Annotated in this window: 9 protein-coding genes; all 9 read right to left on the reverse strand. The window is 39.3% G+C overall.

The features are described 5' to 3' along the window. Positions 1–596 precede the first annotated feature (596 nt). Positions 597–2,474, reverse strand: a complete 1,878-nt coding sequence (locus ACFVT8_RS21270; RefSeq protein WP_387085512.1) for an SLC13 family permease — start codon at positions 2,472–2,474, stop codon at positions 597–599. 359 nt (positions 2,475–2,833) lie between these two features. Further along, on the reverse strand, positions 2,834–3,448 hold the full coding sequence (gene nadD / locus ACFVT8_RS21275; protein WP_387085509.1) for a nicotinate-nucleotide adenylyltransferase: 615 nt from the start codon (positions 3,446–3,448) through the stop codon (positions 2,834–2,836). 26 nt (positions 3,449–3,474) lie between these two features. Next, positions 3,475–4,944, reverse strand: coding sequence for a nicotinate phosphoribosyltransferase (locus tag ACFVT8_RS21280; RefSeq protein WP_387085506.1), 1,470 nt, complete (start codon positions 4,942–4,944; stop codon positions 3,475–3,477). A gap of 15 nt (positions 4,945–4,959) precedes the next feature. Then, a complete protein-coding gene (locus ACFVT8_RS21285; protein WP_387085503.1) occupies positions 4,960–5,511 on the reverse strand; it encodes a cysteine hydrolase family protein in 552 nt (183 codons plus the stop codon). Between the two features lie 90 nt (positions 5,512–5,601). Continuing rightward, complete coding sequence (locus ACFVT8_RS21290; RefSeq protein ID WP_387085500.1) at positions 5,602–6,402, reverse strand: NUDIX domain-containing protein; 801 nt, start codon at positions 6,400–6,402, stop codon at positions 5,602–5,604. Positions 6,403–6,590: 188 nt separating this feature from the next. Further along, complete coding sequence (hutI, locus tag ACFVT8_RS21295; protein WP_387085498.1) at positions 6,591–7,877, reverse strand: imidazolonepropionase; 1,287 nt, start codon at positions 7,875–7,877, stop codon at positions 6,591–6,593. Then, positions 7,874–9,544: a urocanate hydratase gene (hutU, locus tag ACFVT8_RS21300; RefSeq protein WP_387085495.1), complete on the reverse strand. Its 1,671-nt coding sequence runs from the start codon at positions 9,542–9,544 to the stop codon at positions 7,874–7,876. Before hutU ends, hutI begins: the two co-directional genes overlap by 4 nt. Positions 9,545–9,559: 15 nt before the next feature. Continuing rightward, positions 9,560–10,888 carry a YjiH family protein gene (locus ACFVT8_RS21305; RefSeq protein WP_387085492.1) on the reverse strand — a complete coding sequence of 443 codons (1,329 nt, stop codon included), beginning with the start codon at positions 10,886–10,888 and terminating at the stop codon, positions 9,560–9,562. Positions 10,889–10,983: 95 nt separating this feature from the next. Then, the gene (gene hutH, locus ACFVT8_RS21310) at positions 10,984–12,498 is read right to left on the reverse strand and encodes a histidine ammonia-lyase (RefSeq protein WP_387085489.1); all 1,515 of its coding nucleotides are present in this window, start codon (positions 12,496–12,498) and stop codon (positions 10,984–10,986) included. Between the last annotated feature and the right edge of the window lie 169 nt (positions 12,499–12,667).

Below are 12,667 nucleotides of genomic sequence, written 5' to 3' on the forward strand. Positions count from 1 at the left end.
TCCTGAGCCAGGATCAAACTCTCCATAAAAGAAATTTGATTAGCTCAAATTGTTTTGCTGGCATCATGTTTGATGTCCAAAATTTTGTTTCGTTCGCCAACTCAAGGTTAGCTACTAAAAACTTTATTGATTACGTTTTGCTTGTTCAGTTTTCAAGGTTCATTTCGTTGCCGTTTCTTCAACAGCAACTTTTATATAATATCATGTCGTAAACTCTATGTCAACAACTAATTTATTTAATTAAATTGTTTTTAGTAGATGTCTTAGCGACTTGTATAATAATACACTCTTAATCTAAGACGGTCAACATTTTTTCTGAAAAAAATTGATAGTTTTTCATTTCTCCGAGAAACTTCCTATATATAGGATTAAAAAACAATTATTATCAGACCCACAATTTGAAGTAAATTTAATGTTTTATTGTTATCTAAAATATAATTTTATCATAATCCCTATAAAAATATTAATTGTTTTTCACTAAAACAAAAAACTCGGTATAGAAACCGAGTTTATCAATTATACCTCGACATAATTCCGTGACAACCGCCGGAGGCTCTAACTTCTTCAGCGGATGTTTGGACACCCGCTGAAAGAAGTTAGAATGGGAAGAAAAATGGAATTGTCAGCATCATGACGATAAACATAATAATCTGTAACGGGATTCCTATTTTCACAAAGTCCATAAATTTATAACCGCCAGCCGTCATCACAAGCGCATTTGTCGGGGAAGCAATTGGCGTGACAAACGCCATACTCGCTGCTACAGCAACAGCAATCATAAATGTCGTTGGACTTGCTTCCATTGCAATTGCCGCATTCATAGCAATCGGTGCGAACAAGACAGCAGTCGCCGTATTACTAATAAATTGTCCAAAAATAACTGTTAAAATATATACACCAACTAGTACTCCATACGGTCCATAATCTCCAAGCGCGTTAATAATACCGTCGGATAGAATAACCATACCACCTGTTTTCTCCAATGCAGTTGCCATCGGAAGCATCGCAGCTACAAGCACAATACTTTCAAAGTTCATATTGCTGTATGCATCCTCCATATTACGTAAACAGCCTGTTAATATCATCAATACAGCACCAATCATAACGGAAATAACAGCAGGGAAAATTTCAAAAGCCATTAACATAATCATTAAAATCATAATGACACCGGCAACACCCGCTTTACCCGTTGCTGCCGCGACACTCGCATGCTCTTTCGGCTGTCCAACAACAACGACATCCTGCGTTTCCCTTGCAAGTAATAGAATTTCATCCCATGCACCTTGCACTAAAATGGCATCTCCAAATTTCAATTTATGTGTCACCATATCTTGCAGTTTATAGCCGCCTCTACGATTAATACCAATTATATTAAGATTATATTTCTCTCGGAAGCCTAAGGTGCTAACAGTCTTATTAATAAAACTCGAATTTGGCGTTAATAATACTTCAGCAATACCAAGATGCTTCGATACCAATTCATCAGCCTCTCCTTCGACTAGCTCCTGCATCTCTAGACTATAATCCGAAGCAAAGCGGCGAATATTTTCTTCTTCACCTTGGACATACAATTCATCTTTGGCATGTATCACGCTTGTCGGACCTGCCATTTCTTGATATGTCATTGGTAAAAAATTAATGCCTTCTTGAGATCGACGATGAATTTTCATCATACAAAGCGTATATTTGGCAGGAAGTTTTAATTCTGCTAATGTTGCATCAATAATCGGCGAACCATCAGGCACAAACACTTTAAACAGACGATTGTTTAAATCATATTGCTTAATAATTTTCTTCGGGGATAGTTTATAGTCAGCTTTTGTTTGTGAACGGTTCTTATCATTTGGTAACAGTTTATTTCGCACAAGTACTAAATAGGTAATACCAACAATCATCCCTACAATACCGATGGGCGTCACTTCGAAAAACCCTAGCTTATTATAGCCGCGATCTACTAATAACTGACTGACAATTAAATTTGTTGGTGAAGCAATTAATGTCATAAGCCCCGAAAGACTCGCAACATAAGAAAGTGGTAGCAAGAATTTCGAAGGGCTTTCCTTCATACTAATGGCAATACTAACAACGATCGGCATCATTAAAGCTACAGTACCCGTATTACTCATAAAGGCACCTACCGTCCCTACAATAATGAGCAATAACACAAATAATTTCAGCTCACTATCACCTGACCATTTTAACAATAATCGCCCTGCCATCCCTGCCAGTCCAGTGCGTAAAATTCCTGCGCCCACAACGAACAACCCTGCAATCATTAAAACTACAGAGTTCGAAAAGCCAGCAAGCGCCTCTGTTGGCGTTAAAATATCTGTAATGACGAATGCTAGAAGCGACACAATCGCAACTAGATCCGCTCGTACTTTATTTGTCACAAAAGCAAAAATTGTCGCTCCTAAAATAAGAAATGTTAATGTAAGCTGCACATCTAAGAATTCCTTTCTAACATTAATCATTGTGCTAGGTGATACACAAAACCTTTTGTAATTGCAGCACCTTGCACGTTTGCTATATCATTTAGTTTCATTATATCTTACCCAAAACGATATATGAGAAAGTTCACCATCTTTACAAAATAAAAGATCCATTACCATAGCTCGAGGTTGATTTTCACTCCGAGTTGGCGCTTTCCGCAAGCTTAGCTTCAATCTCCTCGTCACTACGTATCTACGGGGTTTCAGGGCAAGCCGAACTAAAAGAGTATAGCTAGGATCAAAATAAAATCTCATCATGGATAAAAACGAAATCCTTTTGACGCTCCTCACAATACGAAACATGACGGGGTCTACCAATAAAGTTATCGCCCATGCCTAGATTATTTTTGATATAGATTATGCTCTTTAATATAGTCATAACAAGCGGAAGGCAGTAGATATTTTGGTTCACCGCCCATTGCAAATTCTTCTCGAATATAGGTAGAGCTAATTTCCATTGCTAAGCCTTTGTCAATCAAATGAAATCTTCCATCATCATGATTCCTCAAAATTGGAGAGCGACTAATTGTTGATAACATATCAATCCCATGCCTTGCCATTACAATAAATTTGTTCTCATCTACTAATGCTTCTCCTTTTTTCCACAATCCTGCGCCAATATCAACTAATAAATCGGCTCCCATAATAAAATGAATGTCATCATTCGGGTGTTGTTCTCTAAAATATTTCATCGTATCATACGTGTAAATGTTCCAGCCTTCTTGCTCCATTTCATATGAATCTGCAATAAAGCGCTCATCCTTAGCAATAGCTAGCTGCAGCATATTCCATCGATGAGAATTCTCCGTTTTTATCTCCTTGTCCTTTCGTTTGTTTGAGCAAGGTAAAAAGATCACTTTATCTAATTTGCAACGATGTGCGACTGTGCTTGCAGTCCAAAGGTGAACATTTGTAATTGGATCAAAAGATGATCCGTAAATCCCTATTTTCGCCATTTCCTACCCCCCATTCCACTTCTCTATTAGTTTCTCCCATTCATCATCTTCGTTACTTTTTCTTTAATTTCTTTAATTCTTGCCATTTTATTATCCCAGCACGCTTGACTTAAATCGACCGGATACTCTTCTGGATTCATTGTTCGTTTGTACTCACTCCATAGTAGATGTAAATTCTCCTCTACATATACTTGAATTTCTTGAAGTGTTGGTTCTTTGTACAGAATAGATCCATTTACCACAATGTCTTGATGTAATTCTTTCGCTGTAAAATCCGTCACAAATTTACTGATATAAGTATGAACAGGGTGAAACATTTTCAAGCGTTTTTCCTCTTGCGGGTTTTCGTAGTCCAATGCAATATAATCTCCTTCAGCATGACCATTGGCTGTATTAATAATTCGATAAATACGTTTGCGGCCTGGAGTCGTTACTTTTTCTGGATTTCCGGAAATTTTGATGGTATCGACCATTTCCCCGTTTTCATCCTCAATAGATACTAATTTGTATACGCCACCAAGAGCTGCTTGATCGTAGCCTGTAATGAGCTTAGTTCCGATTCCCCATGTATCAATTTTAGCCCCTTGAGACTTCAAATTAATAATCGTGTATTCGTCCAAATCATTAGATGCTATAACTTTTGCTTCAGTGAAACCAGCTTCATCTAGCATTTCCCTTGCTTTTTTTGACAGGTAAGCCAAGTCTCCACTGTCCAGCCGGATTCCTACAAAATTGATTTTATCTCCAAACTCCTTTGCGGCCCGAATTGCGTTAGGGACACCCGAACGTAACGTATCATACGTATCCACTAAGAAAACGCAATCTCTATGCGTAGTTGCATATTTTGTAAACGCGGTGTATTCATCACGATATGCCTGTATCATGGCATGTGCATGAGTACCTGAGACAGGAATGCCAAATAATTTTCCAGCTCTGACATTGCTAGTTGCAGAAAATCCACCAATATAAGCTGCACGAGTTCCCCAAATTGCTGCATCAAATTCATGCGCTCGACGAGTACCGAATTCCATCGCGACATCCTTTTCAATTACTTGTTTAATGCGCGAAGCCTTCGTTGCAATAAGAGTTTGGTAATTAACGATGTTCAATAAAGGTGTCTCCATTAACTGAGCTTCTGCCAATGGGGCTTCAATTCGTAAAATAGGTTCATTTGCAAATACTAATTCACCTTCCCTCATTGCAGAAATAGTACCTGTAAATTTTAGATTTTGAAGGTATTTAAGAAATTCCTCTGAGTATTTTCCTTCCTCGCGTAAATATTGAATATCACTATTTGAAAAACCAAAGTTTTTGATAAACTCCATTATCTTTTTTAAGCCTGCAAATATCGCATAGCCATTCCCGAACGGAAGTTGTCGAAAATATAGTTCAAAAACCGCTGTTCGATTTTGTGTACCATCATTCCAGTACGTTTCCACCATATTTATTTGGTATAAATCTGTGTGCAACATGAAGCTATCGTCTGCATATTTCATACCCTGTTCCTCCGTTTATATAATAGTAGCTCCGAGAGAATGCTCGAAATGTCTTAACGCCCACTCATGCCCCGCTTGATTAAAAGATGCTACTGCATTTTTATGAATAACAATGTTAAACCCTTTATTATAGGCATCTACCGCTGTATGAAGAACGCAAATATCCGTACATACACCGATTAAATGCAGTTCAGTAATGCCTCTTTCGCGCAATTTAATCTCTAAATCTGTACCCGCAAAAGCAGAATATCTGGTTTTATCCAAATAGTAGACATGATCCAACTCTTTATTTCCTTCATATACTTCTTTTAAAGAGCCATATAGTTCTCTCCCCCTCGTACCTCGAATATTGTGAGGAGAGAAAAGCTTTGTTTCTGGGTGATAGCTATCTTCTTTTTCATGAACATCAATAGCGAAAACTACAAAATCGCCGTTTGACATAAATTCCTTTGTTAATTGTGTATTTACCCCTTCCAATAGTTGCCCTGGTTTTCCGCAAGTTAGGGCTCCATCTTGAGCTACAAAATCCACTGTATAATCAATATTAATCAATGCACGCTTTGACATATTTCCATCACTCCAATTTCTCATTTAATTAGTAATTGACAAATTACAAATTAGTATATTGAAAATTAATTAGGAAAGACTGATGCTTTCCTAATGATAAATTGACTCTACGATTTCGAAGTCATTAAAAGAATATAATTGCGATGGTCTAAATGAATTTCTTTTCGTTTTCTTCGGTTTCCCATCTCCATCTAAAACTTTTTCAATAAAAGGCAGCTTAGGCGCTTTTGTAAAGAACACCGAATCGTTTGAAATACGCGGATCATCTCCCACTGTCAATAAAACTCTCTGTAGTTCAGATAACGTAAATTCTACCGGTAAAAAATTTTTAGCAACTGTTGTTTGTATCATATCTTTCTTAATAAATTCTAAAGCGTCCGAAATAATTTTCCGATGATCAAAGGCTAAATCGAGTTCGAACACTTCATTTATATCGAAAAGCTCTACTTCTACCGCATCGTCATTGGCTTGACGTAGGTCAATGTATACTTCCGGAACGATTGCATAAAAGGCATTTGAAATCATCCAACCTCGAGGGTCTCGATCTATATCATCATAGACACCAAAGTGCTTAATGTGTAGACTATCTACATTCGTTTCCTCCTTCAATTCTCTTTTAGCAGCCATATAGGCGGTTTCCTTTTTTGTCGCATCTACAAATCCACCTGGAAGCGCCCATTTTCCACCTTCGATATTTGAGTTTCCTTCATGATCTTTTTCGACCCGTTTAATCAACATGATTTTAAGCGTCATCATCGGAGGTGCTTTTTCCTCTACTTTTTCGGATGTTATTGTAAAAATTGCGATATCTGATGTATATCCATCAGGTGTTATATATTTAGAAGAATCATAATTCGCAAGAACTTCTTCTTGTGAACGGTATTTTGTCATTTTAAGATAACTCCTTTGATTCAATGTTTTGCAGAGATGGTAATTTGTAAATCTAGAATTACTATTTAATAACATAATAACTTTTCCAGTTAACAATTTCAACTCTTTTTATAAAAAAGAATAAAAAAAGCTTTCAATAAAAAAGCATAAACAAAGCATTTCTGCCTTATTTATGCCTTTCGTATTATTTAATTTACTAGTTGGTTTTTCAAAAGAATACCATCCTGTACGACAACTTGCCCATTTTTAATTACAGTATTCGTATGATTCATGCCATAGAAATATTGTAACTGCTTGTAATTGGCAACATCCAATATAATGACGTCAGCTTGTTTGCCCGCTTCAAGAGAGCCAATTTGATGTCCACGGTTAAGTGCACATGCAGCATTAATAGTTGTCGCTGTTAACACTTCCTCTAGTGTCATACCCATATGCATACAAGCTAAATTCATGATAAAGGGTAGACTCATTGTAGGGGATGAGCCAGGATTAAAGTCAGTTGATATAGCAACAGGTACCCCTTCATCAATCATTAGGCGTCCCCTTGCGAATGGCGCACGCAAGAAGAATGCTGTACCAGGTAGCAACACGGCAATCGTTCCAGCTTCAGCCATTTTTTGTATCCCCTCATCAGAAGCGACTAATAAATGCTCCGCCGAAATTGCCCCTACTTCAGCAGCAAGCTCTGCTCCCTTATAAGGTTCAATTTCATCTGCATGAATTTTCGGTGTTAACCCTAACGCTTTCCCGGCTTCTAAAATACGTCGTGATTGCTCTGGGGTAAATACACCTTTTTCACAAAATACATCATTGAATTCTGCAAGATTTAGCTCAGCTACTTTCGGCAGCATGTCATGGATGACTACATCGACAAATTCATCTTCACGTCCTTTATAGTCACGTGGCACCGCATGCGCCCCCATAAATGTACTAACGACATCAATGTCATGTGTGGCTTGCAATTCCTTAGCTACTTCAAGCTGTTTCTTTTCAGTTTCCCAATCTAAACCATAGCCTGATTTTGCTTCAACCGTAGTAACACCATGCTTTAAAAACACATCTAAATGACTCATCGTTTTTCCATATAAATCACCAAAGCTAGTTTCTCGTGTCCGGTTTGTTGTGGCATGAATCCCGCCACCCGCATTCATAATTTCCATGTATGTGGCACCATTGAGTCGCATATTAAACTCCTGCTCACGTGTACCGCCATGAACTAAATGCGTATGGCAATCGACGAGACCCGGCATAACAATCTTATCTGAGGCGTCAATAACCTCAGCCACCTTTACAAGATCAGGGAAATCCGCTTCTAGCTGTGCAATTGAACCTACTGCTATAATGCTATTGCCCTCCATTAAAACACTGCCGTTTTCCACTACTGCAATGTCTCGCATTTGTTCCTTCGTACGAGGACCTTGTACAGCACTTTTTAACGTGATCACTTCATTAGCATTTTTGATTAAAATTGTCACTTCGCATCATCCTTTAGCATTGGTATACGCACACCTTTGTTCTTTGCGGTATTAATAGCAATTTCATAGCCTGCATCTGCGTGACGCACAACACCCATACCTGGATCGGAAATTAACACTCGTGCAATCTTCTCTGTGGCTAACTCAGAACCATCCGCTACTAGCACTTGGCCAGCATGCTGAGAATAACCCATACCTACACCACCACCGTGATGAACACTTACCCAACTAGCACCACTTGCTGTATTGACAAGTGCATTTAGAATTGGCCAATCTGATACTGCATCAGAGCCATCCATCATACCTTCTGTTTCACGATTTGGTGAGGCAACTGAGCCTGAGTCTAAATGATCTCGACCAAAGACAATCGGCCCTGATAGCTCACCACTAGCAACCATTTCATTAACCTTCAATGCAAAACGATGACGATCACCATAGCCTAACCAGCAAATTCGCGCTGGTAACCCCTGCCATTTAACCATTTTTTGCGCCATATCAATCCAATTCACAAGACCTTCATCTTCAGCGAACATTTCTTTGGCAAGTGCATCTGTTTTATAAATGTCCTCAGGGTTACCTGAAAGTGCAGCCCAACGGAATGGACCTTTCCCCTCACAGAATAAAGGACGAATATACGCTGGAACGAAACCAGGGAAATCAAAGGCATTCGTTACACCCATCTCTTTGGCATAGGCACGAATATTATTCCCGTAATCAAATACTTCTGCACCTGCTTGTTGGAATTCAAGCATTGTACGAACATGCTCAGCCATCGTCTCTTTCGCTCTTCGCTCATACGTTTTCACATCATTTTTACGCAGTTTAAGCGCTTCCTCAAACGTCATGCCATTTGGAACATAGCCATTGATCGGATCATGGGCAGATGTTTGGTCTGTTACAAAATCAGGGATAATTCCTCGGTTCAATAGCTCACGATTAACATCTGCGCAGTTGCCAACAAGACCTATTGACGCAGGCTCTTTTTGGTCACGTAGTTTATTGACTAATTCAATAGCTTCATCTACCGTCTCTACAAGGTAATCACAGTAACCTTCTTTTATTTTACGTTCAATTCGAGCACGCTCTACTTCTACTACTAAAATGACAGCGCCAGCCATTTTCCCAGCTAAAGGCTGAGCACCACTCATACCACCCATACCACCTGTAAGGATGAATTTGCCGCGTAAATCTGCTGTACCAAATACTTTTTTACCAGCCTCTACGAATGACAAATACGTACCTTGTAAAATGCCCTGTGCACCAATATAAATCCAGCTACCAGCAGTCATTTGACCGTACATCATTAAATCACGGTCCTCTAACTCATAGAAATGCTCCCAATTTGCCCATGCTGGCACTAAATTAGAATTCGCGATTAATACACGTGGTGCATGTTCATGTGTACGGAATACAGCTACCGGCTTTCCTGATTGAATAAGAAGTGTTTCATCATTCTCTAATTCTTTTAATGACGCAATAATTTGCTCATAGCTTTCCCAATTACGCGCTGCTTTACCGATCCCACCATAGACGATTAGCTCATCTGGATTTTCTGCTACTTCAGGATCTAGATTGTTCATTAACATGCGCATTGCAGCTTCTTGTGTCCAACCTTTACAAGATAATTCATTCCCACGTGGTGCACGAATATTTGTTTTGACTGCCATTAAAAACACTCTCCTTTAAAATAGTAAAAATGCTATTGGTGTTACGATGATTAAAGTTAAAACGACACGTTCAAACCAAATGATTATAATTTGGCGTAATGTCAATGGAATTTCTGACGATAAAATAAGTGGAATAACGGCGGAAAAGAACAGAACTGCCGATATCGATACGACCGCCACAATAAATTTCGTCACAAGTGCCGCCTGTGTGACAACAAGTGCTGGTAAAAATACTTCCGCTAACGATAATGACAGCGCTTTCGCTGCTAAATATGGTTCTGGAACTTGTAACACATATGTGAAAGGTACAAAAATATACGCAAGCCAATCAAAAATTGGTGTATACATTGCAAGTACTAGCCCTAGCAGACCAATTGATAGAATCGACGGAATAACACCCATCGCCATGATGAAGCCATCCTTTAAATTCATCCATAAAACTTTAGCTAAAGGTGGATTTTGCTCAACCGCATCCATCGCTTGGCGCCACGCTTCTTTAAAACGGTCCTTCTTTACAATCTTTTCTGGCATCGGCGTCGCGCCCTTGTAATATTCATCCTTCATTGAACGAAGTGGATAAATACGCGCTGTTAACGCAGTGACCACGAATGTTACAACGAGCGACACCCAGAAAAACGCATTCCAATGCTGCATAATATCTAGCGTACTCGCAATAACGACCATAAACGTTGCAGATACCGTCGAGAAACCTGTTGCAATAATAGCGGCTTCCTTCGCTGTATAGCGACCTTCCATATAAACACGGTTCGTTAAAAGTAAGCCAACCGAATAACTTCCGACAAATGAGGCAACCGCATCCACCGCTGAACGTCCAGGTGTTTTAAAAATAGGCTTCATAAACGGCTGTGTTAAAACACCGATATATTCAAGCAATCCATAGCTTACTAGAAGTGCTAAAAATAAAGATCCAATCGGGATTAGTATCCCTACTGGCTTAATAAGCTTCTCCAGTAAATACGGACCGATACTTTCATTTGCCAGCCATGCAGGTGCTATATTAAAAATTAATAAAATCCCAGCAACCATACCGCCCACTTTAAAAATTGACAATACAATATTGACGATCGACTTATTCCACTTCTTCGTAAGGAATGGATGAAGCGCTCCACCTACAAGCATTATGAGTACATAGGCAGTTACAAGTAGTGGTGCTTCGGTGCGAATAAAATTCACAATGTGATCAATTAAAATTGTATTCTTACCCTGCCATTCAAACGATATGAAGAAACTGAATATTCCGACCAAGCTGCACGCAATCATCTTCATAGCTGAGGAGACTCGGAATTGCGAGTCTTGCCTCAGCTCTTGTTGTTGAAATTCCATTCTATTCCCCCTCGACCGTTAATTAGAATTCCCTGTCAATCCGGACAAAATGAAAGATTTGTTGGATTTCTTATAGGAAGCTATCGCCTAAAGGTTTACACATACTCATTCAATAGAACATCACTCGTTAATAAATACTTTGCAAGCGCTTCAATTTCATCGCCAATTGGTTGATCTGCTAACAGTGGTGGGCAATATTCACGCACTTTTTCTAAAAACTTTCGTGTTGTTGGAGATAACTTCTCTTCTGCCTTATCCAAATGAATAGCCTGCGATGCACAAATCATTTCTATTGCAATGACATGGGCTGCATTGTGTACAATTTGACGTACTTGGCGGGCTGATGTTGTACCCATGCTCACATGGTCCTCTTGGTTACCTGAAGTCGGTATAGAATCCACGCTTGAAGGATGTGCTAATACTTTGTTTTCAGATACGATAGAGGCTGCTGTATATTGAGCAATCATTAGTCCACATTCAATACCAGGATTTGTTGCTAAAAATGGTGGCAAACCTTCATTAAGTTGGGGATTAACCATGCGTTCTGTACGACGCTCTGAAATATTAGCCCACTCACTTACACCGACTTTTAAAAAGTCCATGGCTAATGCGATTGGTTGACCGTGGAAATGCCCACCAGACAATACTTCACCATTTTCTAAAACAATCGGATTATCTGTCGTTGCATTCATTTCAGTTTGTACGCGGTCCTGAGCGTAGAAAAATGACTGCCATGAAGCACCATGTACTTGCGGAATGCAACGTAGTGAATAGGCATCTTGCATACGGATTTCACCTTGCTTTGTCACACGTTTACTTCCATCTAGCCACTTACGGATTCGTCCACCAACAAGCTCTAATTCCGGGTGTGGTCTTACCGCTAAAAGTGCTGGATCAAATGCGGAAGTAATCCCCTTAAGTGCCTCAAGCGTTAAACTTGCTGCCATATCTGCCGCTAATCCAATTCGCTCTGCCTCGTTCACCGTTAAAACTCCGATACCCGTCATTGCTTGTGTACCATTTACAAGCGCTAGCCCTTCCTTAGCTTGTAGTCGGACAGGCGTTAACCCAGCTTGCTGTAGCGCCGCACTACCGCTCATAATCTCTCCATTAAACTCCGCCTTACCTTCGCCTACTAGCACTAAAGCCAAATGTGATAACGGCGCTAAATCCCCACTTGCTCCAACTGAACCTTGAGAAGGCACAATCGGATGTACTCCTTTATTAATAAAATCCAATAGCAGCTGTACTGTTTCCAGACGAATACCTGAAAAACCACGAGCTAAAGCATTTGCACGTAAAACCATCATGGCACGTACAACATCTGTTGGAAACGGTGCACCAACACCAGTTGCATCTGAGCGCAATAAATTTAACTGTAAAAGCTCAATGTCTTCCTCTTCAATCTTTATATTACTTAGCTTTCCAAAGCCTGTATTCACACCATATATCGTTTGCCCCTCAGCTAAACGCTTTTCAATTCGGTCCCTACTTAAACGTATACGCTCCACACTGTCTAGAGAAAGCTCTACCGTGGCACGACCTTCTACAATTTCCCCTATTTGCTGTCTTGTTAATGTCTGACCATCAAGCTCGATAATAGACTTCATAATGACATCCCCCTGTTTCCTTAGAGCTATGTAAAAATGCTTTTAATCAATCTCGCTATTGCTATAAAAGATAAATAACAATAACACTAACTACATTGTACTAACTACCTTTTTCAGAAAATAGGGAATTTTAAAAGAGAAAACATGAATTATTTCAGAATTTTTGTTA

The sequence above is a fragment of the Lysinibacillus sp. NPDC058147 genome, assembly GCF_042884205.1.
GTDB lineage: Bacteria > Bacillota > Bacilli > Bacillales_A > Planococcaceae > Lysinibacillus.